The sequence below is a fragment of the Amycolatopsis sp. H20-H5 genome, assembly GCF_035828755.1.
In the GTDB taxonomy this organism is placed as follows: domain Bacteria; phylum Actinomycetota; class Actinomycetes; order Mycobacteriales; family Pseudonocardiaceae; genus Amycolatopsis.
The window spans coordinates 1-18,133 of sequence record NZ_JAYMZS010000150.1; the positions used below are offsets into that span (position 1 = coordinate 1).

Sequence of the window (18,133 nt, forward strand, 5' to 3'; positions counted from 1 at the left end):
GGGGTGGGGGTGGGGTGGGGAGTGGGGGGTTATGAGGCGGTTTTGGCTGGGGTTGGCTTTTGGCCGTTTTGCTTGGGTTTTGGCTCGGTGGGGTCGGGGTTGGTGTCGTTGCCTACTAGTTTTGTTGCCTGGGGGATTACTGACTCCTCGGGCAGGGGTACTAGGAGGGACTCGCTGCCTTTGAGGACCTCGTCTGCTTGCTGGAGGCTCTTGCGGGCCTGCTCGCGGATTTCGGCCAGGCGCTCTACCTTGCGGTTGGCTGCCGTTGTGCGTTGGGCGGCTGTTGTGGTTGCTTCGTCCAGCCTTCGCTTCGCTTCGGCTGTTGCTTCGTCCAGGCGTCGTTTCGCTTCGGCTGTCGCCTCCGCTAGGCGTCGCTCCGCCTGGTTCTTGCTGGCTGCGCGCTGGTCGGCTATGTGCTTGTCGAGGGCGTTGCGCTGGGTTGTCATTGAGGCTTCGAACTCGCGCTCGATTGTTCGGCGCTTGCGCTCTGCCTCGTTGTCCAGCACTTCGCGGCGCTGGGCTGCCTCGACCGTCAGGCGCTGTACCTCGGCCCTGGTTTCGACCAGGGCGGCCTCGTGCTCGGAGTGGAGGGCGTCGGCCTGCTTGTCCAGCTCTGTCACCAGGCGGGAGTAGCGGTCGCGTAGCTTTGTCGATGCTTCGCTCGACGACGCCCAGTGCTTTTCGGCTGCTACCTGGGCGCGCTGGGTGATCTCGTCCGCTCGGGCGTGCGCGAGGGTGACCGTTCGCTGCATCCGCTCGTCGAGGTCCTCGAGCCGCTCCGGCGGCTTCTTCAGCTCCTCGATGCGGGCCTGCGACCTCGCCAGCTCGCGACGCGCGTTCTCGAGTTCACGGGACATTGTGCCCGCCTGAGTCATCGCGGAATCGCGATCAGCCATCACACGGCGCAGCTGCGCTTCGAGGTGATCCAGGTACTGCCGGACCTCGTTGCGGTCGAAACCGTGCCATGCCTGGGTGTACTCGCGCCGAAGAGGCAGCAGGCCACCGTTGTTCTCGGGGTGCAAGTCTCGCTCGGGAACCATGGGCCTGACCGTACCTGCGCACGGGGTGTCGTTGTCGTCAGGCTTGGTGATTCACCGACGCGTGTCGGCTTTCACCTGGTGATCGTCCCCTGAATAGCCGCAACCCGTGTGCGTAGTGTCACCAATTCGGGGCTCACCAGTGGAAGCCGCGGCTCAGTTTCGCCAGCGTCATGGCGGCCTTCGAGAGGTGCTCGCCGCCCTTGCCGATCTTCAGCCCGCCGCTGCCACCGGCCGCCGCTGAGTCCGGGAAGATGCGGAAACCCTGATACGCCATGGCATCGGTGAGGCCCGGGGTCAGCGTGTACGCCAGCCCGATCGCCTGCCCGGCCGGTGTGCCGATGTGCTTGGGACGTTCCCGCAGCGCCTTCATCACCATGTCCGCGGCCTGGTCCGGCGACTTCGTCGGGAACGCGTCGTAGATCTTGGTCGGGCGGATCATCGGCGTCCGCACGAGCGGCATGTGAATGGTGGTGAAGGTGATCCCGTCACCGTGGGTTTCGGTCGCGGCGATCCGCGAGAAGTAGTCCAGCGCGGCCTTCGACGCGGCATAGGCGGAAAAGCGCGGCGCGATGCCCTGCACACCGATGGACGACACGTTCACGATGTGCCCGAACTTCCGCTCGGACATGTGCGGCAGCACCGCCAGGATCAGCCGGACCGCGCCGAAGTAGTTGATCGCCATCGCGCGCTCGTAGTCGTGGAACCGGTCGTAGGACAGCTTGATCGAGCGCCGGATCGAGCGCCCGGCGTTGTTGACCAGCATGTCGATCCGCCCGTGCTCAGCGAGCATCGCGTCGACGGCCTTGTGCACCGACTCCTCGTCGGTCAGGTCCGCCGGGTACACCGACGCCGTGCCGCCCGCGGCGATGATCTCGTCGCGGACCTCTTCGAGCTCGTGCTGGCGGCGGGCGACGAGCAGCGGGACGCCACCGGCGGCGGCGACCTTCAGCGCCGTCGCCCGGCCGATGCCCGAGGACGCGCCGGTGATGATCACGCGACGGCCGTCCAGCTCGCCGCGCGGGCCGTGCTTACGCGCGCGGAACGGGTCCAGGTGCTCGCGCCAGTAGCGCCACAGGGTGGCCGCGTAGTCCTCCAGCCGGGGGACGTCGATGCCCGAACCGGCGAGCGCCTTGCGGGTCGACGCCGAGGAGAACACCGACGGGAAGGCCATCGTCTCCAGCAGCACCGGCGGGATGCCGAGGCGCTCCATCACGGCGTCGCGGGCGATGGTGAAGCCGGGGATGTGCTCGCTGAGCTTGACCAGGCCCACGATGCCCCTGGACACCCGCTCGTTGAGCTGGACGGTGATCGTCGGCGCGCCGGCGGCCTTCGCGAAGGCGTTGTAGACCGACACCACGGACTGCGGTTCCGGGCTGACCAGGTGGAACGCCCGGCCGTCGAGACCGTCGGTGGTGGCGAGGCGCAGCAGCGCCTTCGCGACGTAGTCGACCGGGACGACGTTGGTGTCGCCGAGGCCGGGGCCGACGATCGGCACGTCGGGCAGGCCGGCGAGCCTGCTGATCGCGGGGAACAGGTAGTACGGGCCGTCGATCTTGTCCATCTCGCCGGTCTCGGAGTGCCCGACGACCACGGCGGGGCGGTACACCCGCCACGGGACCTCGTGCTGCTCGCGGACCAGCTTCTCGGCCTCGAACTTGGTGCGGTGATACGGCGTGACCAGCCGCTGGCCGACGTCGAACATCTCCTCGGTGAACATACCGTCGTGGTCACCCGCGACGGCGACCGAGGACACGTGGTGCAGGCAGCCCGCGCGCAGGTCGGCGGCGAGTTCGATGACGTGCCCGGTGCCCTCGACGTTGGCCTTGATGCTGGCCTCGTCGTCGGCGGTCAGGTCGTAGAGCGCGGCGAGGTGGACGATGTGGTCGACTCCGCGCAGCCGTTCGCGGTCGCTCTCGCCGACGCCGAGCAGCGGCTCGCCGAGGTCGCCGACGACCAGCTTGACGCGCTCGGGGTGCGGCCAGGTGGCGACCAGCTTCGCCAGCCGCTCCTGCGAGGACGCGCGCACGAGCAGCGCGACCTCGTCGGCGCTCTCCCCGGCCAGCAGCTGCTGGGTGAACTGGCGGCCGATCAGGCCGGTCGCGCCGGTCACGAAGAAGGTCGCCATCAGTACCCCTAGTCTTGTCGCCGCTGATCCGCCTGTGCATTCTGCTGCATAGGCGCTTTCCTGACCACAGCGCCGTACGTGGAGTTACTCGCCGGTCACAAACGCGACAGTCGCGAAAATGTGCGCGTAAGTCCTGAAGTGGCTAGAGCGAGTCGGCGATGACCACGCGGTTTTCGGCGTAGCCCTCGGCGCCGCCGATCCAGCGGCCGCCGCAGGTCACCAGGACGACGCGATGGGCGCCGGACTGCCCGAACAGCTCGTTCGCGCGCTGGGGGAGCTCGTCCTTGTGCAGCGTGATCAGCTGGGACACCTGGTAGCGCCAGGGTTTGCCCGCCGCGTCCATCACGGTGACCTCGCCGCCGATCCGGGCGTTCCACAGCTCCGCGAACGGTCCGGTCGCGCCCTTCCAGTTGACGTGCCCGGCGAACACGCTCGCCCCGGTGGCCGCGTCCAGTTCGGCGCCCCACCAGGTCGCTTCACCCAGGTTCTCCGGGATCGGCAGCGCGGCGCCGGGGCCGAGGTCCTTGCGCTCGAGTGACGCCGTCCCGCCGTCAGGCAGCCGGATCGTGCCCGGCCGCTGGGTCGCCACGGGTTCCACCTGCGTCTGCGGTGCGGGCGGCTGCGACGACGGTGGCGGCGACGCTGATGGCGCCGCGGGCGTCGGCGTCGCGGGTTGCTGAGCGGGCCGGGCGACCGGCGCCGCGACCGCGGCGGCAACGGGCTGAGCCGTTCCCGCCACGGTCGACGTCGGTGGCCACGCGATCAGGCCCGCGACGAGTTCCACGGCCACCACCGCGGCCGCGCCCAGCACGAAGCCGGGAAAAAGCCGGCGTCTTGTTGACATCTGTCTGTCCTCAGCTGTCCGTTCCTCAGCGTCGCGACGACCGCCGCGCTGCCGCACCGACCAGCGCCGAACCCAGCAGGGCGAGCACGCCCAGCCCGAGCAGCCCCGGGGTGGACACACTGGTCTCCACCACACCCTGGGCCATCACTGTCGGCGTACCACCGGCGGGGATCGTCCGTGGTACCTCGTTCGGGGTATTCGACACGGTCAGTGCGAGGGTCTCGCCGGGCTTGACCTCACCACAGGCCGACGGCGGGTTCTTCGGATCGAACGCGTTGGTGTAGCCCGGCGGCGCGTTCACCTCGACCACGCAGATCTTCTGCGGGGTCCGCAGGTTCTCCACGGTGACGACGCCGGTCTCACCCGCCGTGGTGACCACGGCCGGCTGGCCGTCGGCGCCGTTGAGCGGCTTGCCGTCCTGGCTGAGGGCGGGCTTGGTCTTGTCCTCGGCGGTCACCCGCAGGACGGCCCCGGCGATGCCCTTGCCGGTCTTGGCGTCGGTCTTGGTGACCTGCACCTTGCCCGGCTTGTTCACCTTCACCGCACCCTGCGCGGTCAGTGCCTTCTCGCCGCCCGTCGACACCACGTTCTGGATGCCGGTCCGCACCGGGAACTGCACGTAGGGCTTGTCCGCGGGTGCCGAGAGCGAGCCCACGAGCTTCGGCGCGTCGCCGGTCGGGGTGAGGTCGACCTTGATCGTGCCGTCGGCACCGGTGGTGAGGGTGACTTCCTTCTTGCCCTCGGCCTTGGCGGTGGTGTCCGTCTTCTTGGCCGAGGCCGGGTCAGCGGCTTGGCCAGCGGCCTTCGTGTCCGCCTTGGCCGCGGCGATGGTGCCGTCGGTGGCCGTCAGCTTGACCGGCACGTCCGCCATCCCCTTACCCGCCGCGTTTTTGACCGTGAAGGTCCACGCGGCCGGGGTGCCGAGGTTCTGGTCGGCCTTCGGCGGCGTGACCGCGCTGGTCCACGGCCCGCGGTTGGCCACGGCGTCCTTGGTCAGCCGGTCCACCGCCGTCGCCGCCGAGGCGTCTTGGGCCTTGAGCGAGGTCAGGTGGAAGTCGACGTCGTAGCCGATCTTGTCCGGGCCCAGCGTCTTGTTGAGGTCGTCGTACGGCTTGCCGTCGGGACCGTTGCCCGCACGCGGCGCGGACGTCCACGAGTGCAGCAGGTGGGCCAGCGCGGCGGCCTCTTCGGGCTTTTTCGTGTCGCCGTAGCGCAGCAGCAGGTACGAGATGTTCGCCGCCTTGTCCTTCTCGAGCGGCGTGCCCCACTTGGTCTTCAGCTCGTCACCGGGCTTGTAGACCTCGCCACTGTCGGGCGCGGTGAGCTGGAAGCTCACGCAGAACACCTGGTGCCCGTTGACGAGGTAGGACCCGAGCCAGTTCTGAGTCGGCGTGTGGGACGACATGTCCTGGCCCGGCTTGATGGCGAAGCCGATTCCCTGCTGGGGATCCGCGTGCGCCGCTGGCGTCGCGATGGTGACCGAAAGCGCGCCGAGCAGGCACGTGGCTACCAGGCCGGTGATGGCGCGCATTCCTGCACGCGGGCGTGTAGACCACCCCATGGTGTGTTGACTCCTTGGCCGTGCCGGCCTTATTGGTGACACAGCAGCGACGCCTTTTGCGTTGCTGCAGCTCACACGATCGATAGGGACCCCGACACGCGTTCGGTGAAAGTTCGAACACGCCTGGTGAGGGTGACAAGTGATCCTTCCTCCTGGCAATAGACCATCGGGTTGGCGGTCGACGAACGGTCGTGATCTCCGACGCATACGGTGTAGAGGTGCCGGTCGATCCGGGACTACGGGTAAAGTCGTCTTTACCCGGCGGGAACCGGTCGGCCCACGCCGTCGTTGAACCCGATGTAGGTGCCAGTAGGTCCAGGAGGATCAGGTGCGTTCCAGTAGCAATCCGGCGTTCCGCAACTTGCCCCGCGGGATGTCCGCGGGCCAGTACGGGCCCAACGTAGGCTTCAACCAACCCCAGGGCGGCGTGCCCGGATACGGTCAGCCGCAGGCTCCTTCGGGTGCCGACGACCGGCCGATGACCGTCGACGACGTCGTCATCAAGACAGGCATGAGCCTCGGTGTCGCACTGCTCGTCGGCGTGGTCACCGCGCTGTGGGCGCAGACCCAGCTCGTGGTGGGCGTGTCGGGCAGGGTCACCGGCATCTCCGGCGCGCTGATCGGCGCGTTGATCGGCGGCCTGATCGTCGGTCTCGTCCTGTCGCTGATCATGATCTTCCGCCAGAAGCCGAGTGCCCCGATGACGCTGGCCTATTCGGCGGCCGAGGGTGTTTTCCTCGGTGCGCTGAGCGGGCTGTTCGAGATCCTTTACAAGGGCATCGCGCTGCAGGCGCTGATCGGCACGACCGGTGTGTTCATCGCGATGCTCGTGGTCTACAAGACCGGCGCGGTCAAGGTGACCCCGAAGCTGACCAAGTGGATCATCGGCGCCGTGGTCGGGGCCGGCATCCTGATGCTGGTCAACCTCGTGACCAGCATGTTCGGCTTCAACCCGCTGCGTGACGGCGGCCCGATCGCGATCCTGTTCAGCCTCGTGGTGATCGGCATCGCGGCGTTCAGCTTCCTGCTGGACTTCGACATGGCCGACAAGATGATCCGCGAGGGTGTCCCGTCGAAGTGGGCCTGGTACGTCGCCTTCGGCCTGATGACCACGCTCGTGTGGCTGTACCTGGAGATCCTGCGACTGCTGTCGTATCTCCGCGATTAGCCTTTCGGGCCAGCAAGACCTCACAAGGTGGGTGCTCTGTCACTGACAGAGCGCCCATCTTGTGTGTTTTTCACCCATTTGGTGGCCCCGATCACGCTTCTGGTGGCCTGGTGTGTTTGATGTGCTGGTCCTATTTCCTTCACGTCTTCCTTCACAACTGTGAGGTTCACAGTGAGCGTTCCCCCTCCGTCGGCCCCTGGGGGCCAACCGCCGGTGGGTCAGCCGGGGCCATACGGCGCGCAGCCGGGGGCTGGCGTGCCCCAGGGCGCTCCTTACGGCGCACCGGGCCAGTACGGTCCGCCGCCCGGGGGCCAGCAGGGTCCGTACGGTCCGCCGCCGGTGGGTCCGCCGATGGGTCCGCCCGCCGGGTTCGGTCCGCCACCGAAGAAGTCCAAGCTTCGGTTCCTGCGAATCCTGATCCCGGTGCTCGTCCTCGTCGTCGGCGGCATCTTCGCCGTGGTCAACTTCGCGACGACCCCGGCGAGTTCCAACGCGGGCGACTGCCTGAGTATCACCGAATTCAACGACAACGCCGACCCGGCCAAGGCCGAGTGCGGCGACCCGAAGGCGAACGTCAAGATCGCGGTCAAGCTCGACAGCGGCAACGACAGCTGTCCCAAGGGCGACTACGACGAATACTCGGTCACCGGGCGCAGCTCCTACAAGCTCTGCCTGATGATCAATGCCAAACAGGGTGACTGCTTTGCGAACTTCACCTCGAAGACCGCGGGCTACCTGAAGGTGCCGTGCTCCGATCCGACCAAGGACGCGGAGTTCGTCAAGATCGTCGAAGGTCAGGCCGACGAGAATATCTGCCAGGGTACGGACGCCACGCGCGCCGCGGTGTACCCGCAGCCGGCGACCACGATGTGCGTCAAGAGCGAGAAGTAGCTGGGCCTGTTTCACCGAAAAGGGCGTCCGGAGCCATTCGGACGCCCTTTTTGCGGCCATTCGTCGCACTCCGTGGGACGGGCTGCGACCAACCGGTCACTGGTCATAACCTTCGGCGTCCTGCCCCGCGGATCAAGACCTGGAGTACTGGTGGCGACGACCGAATCCCTGGCCGGTGAAAAGAAACTGCTCGATTTCCCGACCTCCTGTGCCGCGCCCGCGCCCCGGCCGGAAGACCCCGTCAAGGTGGTGCCGCTGGCCGTTGCCGGAGCCCTCGCGGCCGGTCTGACCTCGTATGTCTGGGCTTCGTACGGCGCCAAGTTCGGGGTCCTGCTGATCTTGGGGCTCGCACTCGGGCTCGCGCTGTTCCACTCCCGCTTTGGCTTCACTTCGGCCTGGCGGCAGCTGATCGCCGTCGGCAACGGGCAGGGCCTGCGAGCGCACGCGCTGCTGCTCGGCACCGCGGCCACCCTCATCGCGCTGATCGTCGGCACCGGCACTGGGCTGTTCGGCAGCAAACCGGCGCCGACCGCCGGCGCGCTGGGGCTGTCGCTGTTCGTCGGCGCGACGATCTTCGCGATCGGCATGCAGCTGGGCGGCGCGTGCGCCTCCGGCACGCTGTTCGCCGTCGGCTCCGGGCAGTCGGCGATCGTGCTGACGCTCGGCGGGTTCATCACCGGTTCGGTGCTCTACACCTGGGGATACCCGTTGCTCAGCGGCTGGCCCGAGTTCAAGGGCGTCCTGCTCGCGGACCACGTCGGCTGGTTCGGCTCGTGGGCGATCACGGTCGCCGTGCTACTCGGGATCGTGCTGGTCACCAGGGTCGTGCAGAAGCGGCGCACCCCGCCGCCGGTGGATGTCGTCCCGACCGCGCACGGCTTCGCGCGGATCTTCCGCGGCTCCTGGCCGATCCTCGTCGGCGCGCTCGTGCTCGGCGCGCTCGCCGGGGCGGTTTTCCTGGTGTCCGGCGGCATCTGGGGCGTCACCAGCGCGTTCAGCCTGTGGGGCGCGAAGCTCCTGCAGCTGTTCGGGCAGCACCCGGAGAGCTGGGAGTTCTGGCGTATCAAGGCGAACGCCACCTCGCTGGACACCACCGTCTGGAAGGACAAGAACAGCCTCACCGACATCGGCATCATGATCGGCGCGGCGGTGGCGGCGGCCGCGGCGGGCGCGTGGAAGATCCACAGCTCGATCCCGTGGCGCACCGCGCTTGCCGCCGTGGTGGGCGGGATCCTGATGGGCGTCGGCGCGCGGATGGCCGGTGGCTGCAACATCGGCGCCTACCTCGGCGGCATCTCGGTCGGCAGTCTGCACGGCTGGCTGTGGGGCGTGTTCGCGCTCGGCGGCACCTGGATCGGGCTGAAGCTGCGTCCCCTGTTCGGCCTCGCGAACCCCGTTCCCACCGACAGCATCTGCTGAAAGGGACCCTGACGCCCTCAAGGCGGCCTTCACGAACGACAGCGTCTGCCGACAGAGAAATCGTTGGCAGGTCAAGCGGCCACTCGGCTATTCTCGGAGCCGAGTTCGTGCCGCGCGGTCGCCGCGTGTGCTTGGGGGAGCGTCCGAACGGGGAATTCATTGTCTACGCAAACGCCTGCCGTGTCGCCGGACGGCGGCAAGCTCGACAGCGCCGTGCTCAAGGTCGCGGGCGTCGTGGTGCTCGGCGCGATCATGGCGATCCTGGACACCACGGTCGTCAACGTCGCGCTCCAGCGGCTGACACTCGACTTCCACACCTCGTTCGACACGATCCAGTGGGTCGCGACGGGGTACATGCTCGCGCTGGCGACCGTCATCCCGGTCACCGGCTGGGCGTCGGACCGCTTCGGCACCAAGCGGCTCTACCTGGTCGCGATTTCACTGTTTCTCATCGGTTCGATGCTGGCCGGGCTCGCCTGGAACGTCGAGTCGCTCATCATCTTCCGCGTGGTGCAGGGGCTCGGCGGCGGCATGCTGATGCCGGCCGGCATGACCATCCTGACCAGGACGGCGGGCCCGCAACGGCTCGGCAGGGTGATGGCCGTGCTCGGCGTCCCGATGCTGCTCGGCCCCATCTGCGGCCCGATCCTCGGCGGCTGGCTCGTCGACGCGGTGAGCTGGCGCTGGATCTTCTACATCAACGTGCCGATCGGCGTGCTCACGATGTTCCTGGCGTGGCGCGTCCTGCCCAAGGACAAGCCGGAACCGGCCGAACGGTTCGACTTCGTCGGGATGCTGATGGTTTCCCCCGGGCTCGCGGCGCTGATCTTCGGCGTCTCCAACATCCCGTCCGAAGGCGGCGTCGGCTCGGTCAAGGTCTGGCTGCCCGCGCTGACCGGGCTCGCGCTGCTGGTGGCGTTCGTGCTGCGGGCGCGCGGAATGGAAAACCCGCTGATCGACCTGAACCTGTTCCGCAACCGCCCGTTCACCATCGCGATGGTGACGATGTCGCTGTTCTGCATCGCCTTCTTCGGCGCGGGCGTCTTCCTGCCCAACTACTTCATGCTGGTCCGCGGCGAATCCGCGCTGCACGCCGGGCTGCTGCTCGCCCCGCAGGGCTTCGGCGCGATGATCACCATGCCGCTCACCGGGCGGCTGGTCGACAAGATCGGCGCCCGCCGGATCGTGCTGCCGGGCCTGCTGCTGATCCTCCTCGGCATGTCGGTGTTCACCCAGGTCGGCGCCGACACACCGTATTGGCTGCTGCTGGGCGCGCTGTTCGTCATGGGGCTCGGCCTCGGCGCCACGATGATGCCCATCACCACCTCCGCCCTGCAATCGTTGCTGCCCAAGGACATGGCCAGGGCATCGACGGCTTCGACAATCGTCCAGCAGACCTCCGGCGCGGTCGGCACCGCCGGGCTCTCGATCGTCCTGGCGGCCTTGCTCGCCGGGAAGTTCGGCGTCCCGACCAACGAGGGCCAGCTGGCCGCGACTGCCGCGGTCGCGAACCCGGAGACTCGTCGGGCTGCCGCCGGGCTGGCGGCGGATTCTTTCGGGACCACGTTCATCGGGGCCGTTGTGCTGCTTGCGCTTTGCTTGGTTCCGGTGTTTTTTATGGCGAAGTATCGGGCGCCAATGGCGGCTGACGACGAGACTGTGGATGTTGCGCGGGGGGTTGGTGTTCACTAGGTTTTTTGGTTTAGTCCTGAGGTGCGGCTAGAAGCCTGTGTTTTTTGGCCAGCGCGCTTACAAACTCGCGCCGCCAGGTCGCCCCTGACCATGTACGAAAGTGCGGCTTTTGCTTGCAAGGGGGCGACCTGCCGTCGCGAGTTGGGAGGCCCTGGCGGGCCTGAAAGAGGGCGCGCGGCGGTGAAGTCTCCACTCGCAAAGCTCGCGGAGACCCTGTGGTCCCGGCAAACAGCGGTGGCCGAGTTTTAGTGGTGCGTGTCGGGGGCGAGTCTGGATGAACCGCTACCGGCGCGGCTAAGTCTTGGCGGTTCCGCACACCGTAAAGTCTTGGGGTTGGTCTTGGGGTTGGTCTTGGTTTTTTAGGTGGGTGGGGTTAGGGGTTTTTGGGGGGTTTTTAGGAGGTCGCCGGGTTGGCAGTTGAGGATGTCGCAGAGGCGGGAGAGGGTTGAGAAACGGATTGCTTTTGCTCGGCCGTTTTTCAGCACTGACAGGTTTACTACTGTTAGGCCCACTTCGGACGCTAGTTGGGTCAGGGTCATGTTGCGCTCGGCGAGGAGGTCGTCGAGGTGTACGGAGATGCCGTGGGGTTCTTCCGGGGGCATCAGATGGTGCCCTCCAGATCCTCGTGCATGCGGACGCCGGTGCGGATGATGCGGGAGAAAGCCAGGGCCGCGAAGCCGGTGAAGACCGTCCAGAACGGGAGTGCCGCCGTCCAGTCGTCGACCAAGTTCGACCAGAACTCCGCTTCGGGTAGCAGGCCCGTACGCAGGCCCGCCGTTGACAGGCCGCTGAGGAGTCCGGCCACCGGGCCGCCGATCAGGAGGAACCAGCCCAGGACGCGCAGCTTGCCCGGCACCTGCGGTGAGTACGCCTCATTCTCCCCGGCCGCTCGCAGGAAGCGCAGCAGGAACAGGAGTGCCAGTACTCCGAACAGGCCCATGGTCAGCTTGGTTCCCAGATTTTCTATCGACTGCCACTGGCTGGGGGAGCCGGTGCAGACGTCCACGACCCGGCTCGCCGAGGCGGTCGCGCCCCGCGCCAGTGACAGCGGCGGGGGTGCCACCGTGTCCGCCGCGACCGTCCTGCCCGCGCTGACGCACAGGTCGACGCGGGGGCGGCCGAACAGCCCGGCGCCCGTCAGTTGCAAGAGCACGTACAAGGTGAAGATCGGCGCGATGATCCAGCCGTACACCTTGGCCACGCCGGTCAGAACCTGAGCGAGGTCCACTTCGTCGGCATCTTCCGCACCACCGTCCATATCGACTATCGATGTATCGAAGAACGATAACATCGATAGTCGATATGGACAGGGTGGGGATCAGCTGAGGCGTTCGAGCACCATCGCCATGCCCTGGCCGCCGCCGACGCACATGGTCTCGAGGCCGAACTGCTTGTCGTGGTGCTGCAGCGAGTTGATCAGCGTCGAGGTGAGCCGCGCGCCGGTCATGCCGAACGGGTGGCCGACCGCGATCGCGCCGCCGTTGACGTTCAGCCGGTCGAGGTCGATGCCCAGGTCCTGGTAGGACGGGATGACCTGCGCGGCGAACGCCTCGTTGATCTCGACCAGGTCGATGTCGCCGATCGACAGCCCGGCGCGCTTCAGCGCCTGCTTCGACGCCTCGACCGGGCCGTAGCCCATGATCTCCGGCGAAAGACCGGTCACGCCGGTCGAAACCACGCGCGCGAGCGGCGTGAGGCCGAGCTCCTTCGCCTTCGTGTCGGACATGATGACCACCGCGGCCGCGCCGTCGTTGAGCGCGCAGCAGTTACCGGCGGTGATCCGGCCGTCGGGACGGAACACCGGCTTGAGGCCGGAAACGCCTTCTACGGTGACGCCGGCGCGCGGGCCGTCGTCCTTCGAGATCACCGTGCCGTCGGGCAGGGTCACCGGGGTGATGTCCTTGGCCCAGAAGCCGTCCGCGATGGCCTTCTCGGCGAGGTTCTGCGAACGCACGCCGAACTCGTCCATCTCCTCGCGGGAGACGTTCTTCAGCCGCGCCAGGTTCTCCGCGGTCTGGCCCATCGCGATGTAGACGTCCGGCACGTTGCCGTTCTCGCGCGGGTCGGTCCAGCTGTCGGCGCCGGTTTCCGCGGTGGCCTTCGTGCGGCTCTCGGCGTCGGCGAACAGCGGGTTGTGCGTGTCCGGCCACGAGTCCGAGCTGCCCTTGGCGAAGCGGGAGACGGTCTCGACGCCGGCGGAGATGAAGACGTCGCCTTCACCGGCCTTGATCGCGTGCAGCGCCATCCGGGTGGTCTGCAGGCTGGACGAGCAGTACCGGGTGATCGTGGTGCCGGGCAGGTGGTCGTAGCCGAGGGCGACAGCGACCGCCCGGCCCATGTTGAAGCCCGACTCCCCGCCGGGCAGGCCACAGCCCAGCATCAGGTCTTCGATCTGCGTCGGGTCCAGCTCGGGGACCTTGTCCAGCGCGGCGCGGACCATCTGCACGGCCAGGTCGTCCGGGCGCAGGCTGACCAGCGACCCCTTGCCGGCGCGGCCGATCGGTGAGCGGGCGGTGGAGACGATGACGGCTTCGGGCATGAAGGCACTCCTTTGTATCTGCACAGCCTCGGGTCGCTAAGCGGTTGCTCACCATCCTGCCGCTTGTGACGCCCGAGGCAAACCCGAACGCGACCCGGAACACTCCGGGAACCTCGTTCAGGGGTGGGCGGTCAGGCCGTGGACGTAGGTTCCCGGATGGGTCGCGGAGTCCTGGCGGAGCACGGACAGGCCTTGGGGCCAGGGGGTGCTGAGCGGGGTCGTCTGCCCCGGCGGGATGGTGATCAGCGTGGTCGGCACCCATTTTTTGGAGCCGAGGCTGCCCTCGGACCCTCCGGTGTACTTGAGCACGATGAGGTGCGCGGTGGCGGTCTTGCCGGGTGCGACGGGGTCGGTCTTGTCGCCGTTGTCGACACGGGTGAGTGAGTACACCGGGCCGTTCGGGTCGGCCGGGCCCTTCAGATCCACGCCGGGAACCCCGTGCAGGTCGCAGGTGGCGGCGGAGGTGTTGGTGTACACCAGCGGGACCTCGACCTGGCCTTCGCCGAGGTTGGGGACCGATCCGTGGTCGGTGGGGGCGCCGACCTTCACGGACAGGGCGCTGGTGGCGCAGCGTGGGGTGTTCGTGGTGACTTCGGCGGGTGAGGCCGGGGTTGCCGCCGGGTACGAGGTGGGGGCGGCCGAGGGCGCGGCCGACGGGGAGAGTGACGTCGAGGCCGCGGCCGCGGCGGCGGGAGTCTGCGAGGTGGCGCCGCAGGCCGCGAGTACGAATCCGCTGACCAGCGCGAACGCACCGACGGTGATGGCGCGGTATGTCGACTTCATGAGTACTGCCTCCCTGGTTGGTTGATCTCTACCCTCATGCACAGGACGTTTCCCCGTCCGTGAAGTTGGCCGAGTGATCGAACTGAGGTCTGAACCACTCACGAACAACCTCCCGGCGGCCCGGGTTGAGTGGACAAGAACCCTGGTAGGCCGTTTAGGCTGGCGTCCGTGGAATACGTCGAGCACATCGTGGACCTGGTGGGCAACACCCCGCTGGTCAAGCTGAACGCGCTGGCCGAGGGCCTACAGCCACTCGTGCTGGCCAAGGTCGAATACGTCAACCCCGGCGGCAGCGTCAAGGACCGCATCGCGCTGCGCATGATCGAGGCGGCCGAGAAGTCCGGTGAGCTGAAGCCCGGCGGGACGATCGTCGAGCCGACGTCGGGCAACACCGGCGTCGGGCTGGCCATGGTCGCCCAGCGCAGGGGCTACAAGTGCGTGTTCGTCTGCCCGGACAAGGTCAGCGAGGACAAGCGCAACGTGCTCAAGGCCTACGGCGCGCGGGTCGTGGTGTGCCCGACGGCCGTGCCGCCGGAGCATCCCGGCTCCTACTACAACGTCTCCGACCGGCTGGTCCGCGAGATCGAGGGCGCCTGGAAGCCGAACCAGTACGCCAACCCGGCGAACCCCGAGAGCCACTACCTCACGACCGGGCCCGAGCTGTGGAAGCAGACCGACGGCAAGATCACCCACTTCGTGGCGGGCGTCGGCACCGGCGGCACGATCTCCGGCACCGGGCGCTACCTCAAGGAGGTCAGCGACGGGCGGGTCAAGGTCATCGGCGCGGACCCCGAGGGCTCGGTCTACTCGGGCGGCACCGGCCGTCCGTACCTGGTCGAGGGCGTCGGCGAGGACTTCTGGCCGGAGACCTACGACCGCGACATCGCCGACGAGATCATCGCGGTCTCCGACGCGCACTCCTTCGAGACCACCCGCCGCCTGGCGCTGGAAGAGGGCCTGCTGGTCGGCGGCTCGTGCGGGATGGCGGTCGCGGCGGCGCTGAAGCTCGCCGAGCGACTCGGCCCGGACGACGTGGTCGTCGTGCTGCTGCCCGACGGCGGCCGCGGTTACCTCACCAAGGTGTTCAACGACGACTGGATGTCCTCGTACGGCTTCCTGCCGCCCGACTCGTCCGGCGCCACCGTGGGCGACGTGCTGACGAAGAAGAGCGGGCTGCTGCCGAACCTCGTGCACAGTCACCCGAACGAGACCGTCGCCGAAGCGGTGGCGATCCTCTCCGAGTTCAACGTCAGCCAGATGCCCGTGGTCATCGCCGAACCGCCGGTGATGGCGGCCGAGGTCGTCGGCGCGGTCAACGAGCGGGATCTGCTCGACGCGCTGTTCACCGGGAAGGCGCAGCTCGCCGACAGGCTGGAGCAGCACATGTCTCCGCCGCTGCCGACGATCGGCGCCGGCGAGCAGGTCAGCTCCGCGATGGGCGCGCTGTCCACCGCGGACGGCGCGCTGGTCCTGATCGACGGCAAGCCCGCCGGTGTCGTGACCAGGCACGACCTGCTCGGGTTCCTCGCTGGTCGCTGACCGGCGTCAGCTCGCCGAAAGGGGACTTCCACCAGGTTCAACCCAGTAGAAGTCCCCTTTCGCCAGCTCTGCGGCCGGGCGTCACCGCGCCCTGCCAGCGCGAATCCGGCGGGCGCGATAGATTAAGGCTGAGTAGACCTTTCCTGTCCTCGTCAAGGGGGTTCAAGACCCAAATGAGTGCTCCGCAGCCACCAAACCAGCCTTGGGGTGGCGGCCAGCCACCTCAGGGCCCGCCGAGTGGCCCCCAACCCCAGCAAGACAACCCCTTCGGCTCGCCGGAGCCGACCCAGGTCGTGCAGCCCGGCCAGCCTCCGCAGCAGCCGCAGTACGGGCAGCAGCCCTACGGTGAGGCGCCGGGTGGCCAGTTCGGGGACACTCCGGAGCCGACTCAGGTGGTGCAGCCGGTGAAGCCCGGCGACGCCAACGCGACTCAGGTCGTACAGCCGGTTCAGCCCGGCGAAGGCCCCGGCGCCGACTCGACGCAGCTGGTGCCCCCGGGCTCCCAGCCGCCTGCCGCCATTCCGTACGCCCCGCCGCCGAGCGCGGCGGACAACCCGGCCGCGGCCTTCGGGCAGCAGCCGGGCGGATACGGGCAGCCGCCGCAGGGCTTCGGCCAGCAGCAAGGTTTCGGGCAGCCACCGCAGGGCTTCGGCCAGCCGGGCGGTTTCGATCCCTCGCAGGGCCAGCAGCCGGGCGGTTTCGGCGGTGCGCCTCCGGGCTACGGCGCCCCGCAGCAGGGCTTCGGCGCTCCGGCTCCGTACGGCGCTTCGCCCGCGGCCGGTGGCGGCGGGAACGCGCTGTTCGGCTATGCCGCCGGTGGCGTGGTCGCGCTCCTCGCGCTGATCTCGTTGATCATCTCGTTCGTCAACCTCGGTGACATCAGCGACTATTCGAAGCTGATCGACACGGTGCCCCAGGCAGCGGTCGACACCTTCTACGAGAAGTCGGGGATCGCTTCGCCCGGCACGCTGACCTTCTACGTCGTCCTGATCCTGGTGGGCGCGGTCATCGCGCTCGCCGGGGGTGTCGGCCTCGCCCTCGCGGGCAAGCTCGGCGCCGGGCTGCGGAAGATCGTGCCGATCGCCATCGCCGCCGGTGGCGTGCTGATGGCGGTCTTCGCGGTGCTGCTGCTCAACGGCAGCACCCTGAAGCCCGAGCTGGCCAACATGCCCGGCAGCGATTCGGCCAACCTCGGCATGGGCATCGGCCACCTGATCCTCGGTGTGCTGATCCTCGTCGTCGGTGTGCTGGCGCTCATCCCGGCGACCGCGAAGCTCGTCGGTCTCGGTGGCGCCACTGCCACCGCTCCCGGCAACCCCGGCGCGCCGGGCGGCTTCGGCGGCCCGCCGCAGGGTGGCTTCGGCCAGCCTGGTCCGTACGGCCAGCCGGGTCAGTCCGGCCAGCCGGGGCAGCCCGGTCCGTACGGTCAGCCGCAGGGTGGTTTCGGCCAGCCCGGTCAGCAGCCCGGCCAGTACGGTCAGCCGGGTCAGTACGGCCAGCCCGGCGGGGCCAACCCGGCGAGCGGCGGGTTCGCCCAGCCGGGCCAGCCCCCGCAGGGTTATGGCCAGCAGCAGCCGGGCTACGGCCAGCCGCCGCAGGAACAGGGTGGTTTCGGCCAGCCGGGCCAGCAGCCCGGTCAGCCGCCGCAGGGCTACGGCCCGCCGCCGGGGCAGCAGGGTCCGCCCAGTGGCGGGTTCGGTCAGCCGCCCCAGCAGTGGTGATCCACAGAGCTGAGTAGAAAACGTGCTGCCCCCGGCCTCACCGGCCGGGGGCAGCACCTTTTTCACCGACGTCCACCATTTGCGAGCCACAGCCGGGTTTCGCGGGCTAGGGTGGGCGCCGAGAATCCCGCTTCCGGCTGATGGGGGAGTCGTGTCAGGTCCGTACCCATATCCTGGGCAGTCGCCCATGCTCGGCTACGGACAGCCCGGCCAGCCGCCACCGCGAAGACCCTCGGGCGTGACAGCTGTCCTCGCCGCTCTACTGGGATTCGTCGTCGCACTCGCCGCGGGCCATGTCCCGGTCAATTTGTTCATCGACATTCCTTCGGGCTTCAGCCTCGGTGATCTGCCGGCGTCGAACCTCGTCGATCTCGCTATTTTCCTTGGTGCGGCACTGTTTTTGTTGATCGGCGCGGTGGCGACGCTCTTTCGTTCGCTGGTCGGCGCAATTCTTCTGGTGCTCGGTTCTCTGCTCGCCATCGCGGGCATTCTGATCGAGTCCACCGTCGCTTACGGCCTGCCATTCGGTTCCTATTTCGAGACCGTATTCGCGGTCAAGACGTTCGCCGCCGTGGACCGCGCGATCGTCGTCGTCGCGGCGCCACTCGTCCTGGTGCTGGCCGCGCTGCCGGTCACCTTCCGGCATTTGCGGTACCGAAGGCCGGTGTTGCAGGCGTACCCCCAGGCACGGCAAAGGCAAGATCACGTTGAGTGACATTGGTTGCGTACGGTAGCGATGATAGCGAGCGCTCTGAGTGGGCTGCGGGCGATCCGTTCGGTCGTTCGTTTGATGGCGTTGGTGCCGTTGAGT

General features: G+C 68.1%; 15 protein-coding genes. 7 read left to right on the forward strand and 8 right to left on the reverse strand.

Annotation, left to right across the window (positions count from 1 at the left end; translation table 11 throughout):
• Positions 1-29 precede the first annotated feature (29 nt).
• The 4 genes from QMK34_RS42260 to QMK34_RS42275 all read right to left on the reverse strand — a co-directional run bounded on the left by QMK34_RS42260 (position 30) and on the right by QMK34_RS42275 (position 5,570).
• Positions 30-1,040 carry a cell division protein DivIVA gene (locus QMK34_RS42260; protein WP_326420457.1) on the reverse strand — a complete coding sequence of 337 codons (1,011 nt, stop codon included), beginning with the start codon at positions 1,038-1,040 and terminating at the stop codon, positions 30-32.
• 133 nt (positions 1,041-1,173) lie between these two features.
• On the reverse strand, positions 1,174-3,165 hold the full coding sequence (locus QMK34_RS42265; protein ID WP_326420458.1) for an SDR family oxidoreductase: 1,992 nt from the start codon (positions 3,163-3,165) through the stop codon (positions 1,174-1,176).
• 142 nt (positions 3,166-3,307) lie between these two features.
• Positions 3,308-4,009 carry a class F sortase gene (locus tag QMK34_RS42270; RefSeq protein ID WP_326420459.1) on the reverse strand — a complete coding sequence of 234 codons (702 nt, stop codon included), beginning with the start codon at positions 4,007-4,009 and terminating at the stop codon, positions 3,308-3,310.
• Between the two features lie 25 nt (positions 4,010-4,034).
• Positions 4,035-5,570, reverse strand: coding sequence for an MSCRAMM family protein (locus tag QMK34_RS42275; protein WP_326420460.1), 1,536 nt, complete (start codon positions 5,568-5,570; stop codon positions 4,035-4,037).
• A gap of 328 nt (positions 5,571-5,898) precedes the next feature.
• Between QMK34_RS42275 and QMK34_RS42280 the strand changes: the two genes are divergently transcribed.
• The 4 genes from QMK34_RS42280 (at position 5,899) to QMK34_RS42295 (ending at position 10,740) form a co-directional block, all read left to right on the forward strand.
• The gene (locus tag QMK34_RS42280; RefSeq protein WP_326420461.1) at positions 5,899-6,738 is read left to right on the forward strand and encodes a Bax inhibitor-1/YccA family protein; all 840 of its coding nucleotides are present in this window, start codon (positions 5,899-5,901) and stop codon (positions 6,736-6,738) included.
• Between the two features lie 351 nt (positions 6,739-7,089).
• The gene (locus QMK34_RS42285) at positions 7,090-7,629 is read left to right on the forward strand and encodes an LppU/SCO3897 family protein (protein ID WP_326420462.1); all 540 of its coding nucleotides are present in this window, start codon (positions 7,090-7,092) and stop codon (positions 7,627-7,629) included.
• Between the two features lie 150 nt (positions 7,630-7,779).
• Positions 7,780-9,048 (forward strand): YeeE/YedE family protein, encoded by a 1,269-nt coding sequence (locus QMK34_RS42290; protein ID WP_326420463.1) that lies wholly within the window; start codon positions 7,780-7,782, stop codon positions 9,046-9,048.
• 159 nt (positions 9,049-9,207) lie between these two features.
• The gene (locus tag QMK34_RS42295) at positions 9,208-10,740 is read left to right on the forward strand and encodes a DHA2 family efflux MFS transporter permease subunit (RefSeq protein ID WP_326420464.1); all 1,533 of its coding nucleotides are present in this window, start codon (positions 9,208-9,210) and stop codon (positions 10,738-10,740) included.
• A 359-nt stretch (positions 10,741-11,099) separates the two neighbouring features.
• Here the strand turns inward: QMK34_RS42295 and QMK34_RS42300 are convergent, their stop codons facing one another.
• The 4 genes from QMK34_RS42300 to QMK34_RS42315 form a co-directional block, all read right to left on the reverse strand.
• Positions 11,100-11,342 (reverse strand): helix-turn-helix domain-containing protein, encoded by a 243-nt coding sequence (locus QMK34_RS42300; protein ID WP_326420465.1) that lies wholly within the window; start codon positions 11,340-11,342, stop codon positions 11,100-11,102.
• The gene (locus QMK34_RS42305; RefSeq protein ID WP_326420466.1) at positions 11,342-11,998 is read right to left on the reverse strand and encodes a hypothetical protein; all 657 of its coding nucleotides are present in this window, start codon (positions 11,996-11,998) and stop codon (positions 11,342-11,344) included. Before QMK34_RS42305 ends, QMK34_RS42300 begins: the two co-directional genes overlap by 1 nt.
• Before the next feature lie 60 nt (positions 11,999-12,058).
• Positions 12,059-13,279: an acetyl-CoA C-acetyltransferase gene (locus QMK34_RS42310; protein ID WP_326420467.1), complete on the reverse strand. Its 1,221-nt coding sequence runs from the start codon at positions 13,277-13,279 to the stop codon at positions 12,059-12,061.
• A 117-nt stretch (positions 13,280-13,396) separates the two neighbouring features.
• Positions 13,397-14,062 (reverse strand): DUF4232 domain-containing protein, encoded by a 666-nt coding sequence (locus QMK34_RS42315; protein ID WP_326420468.1) that lies wholly within the window; start codon positions 14,060-14,062, stop codon positions 13,397-13,399.
• Positions 14,063-14,230: 168 nt separating this feature from the next.
• On the opposite strand from QMK34_RS42315, the gene QMK34_RS42320 reads away from it, so the two are divergent.
• The 3 genes from QMK34_RS42320 (at position 14,231) to QMK34_RS42330 (ending at position 18,037) form a co-directional block, all read left to right on the forward strand.
• Entirely contained in the window at positions 14,231-15,601 is a 1,371-nt protein-coding gene (locus QMK34_RS42320; protein WP_326420469.1) for a cystathionine beta-synthase, read from the forward strand.
• A gap of 173 nt (positions 15,602-15,774) precedes the next feature.
• Positions 15,775-17,322, forward strand: a complete 1,548-nt coding sequence (locus QMK34_RS42325; protein WP_326420470.1) for a hypothetical protein — start codon at positions 15,775-15,777, stop codon at positions 17,320-17,322.
• 238 nt (positions 17,323-17,560) lie between these two features.
• Positions 17,561-18,037: a hypothetical protein gene (locus QMK34_RS42330; RefSeq protein WP_326420471.1), complete on the forward strand. Its 477-nt coding sequence runs from the start codon at positions 17,561-17,563 to the stop codon at positions 18,035-18,037.
• Positions 18,038-18,133 lie beyond the last annotated feature (96 nt).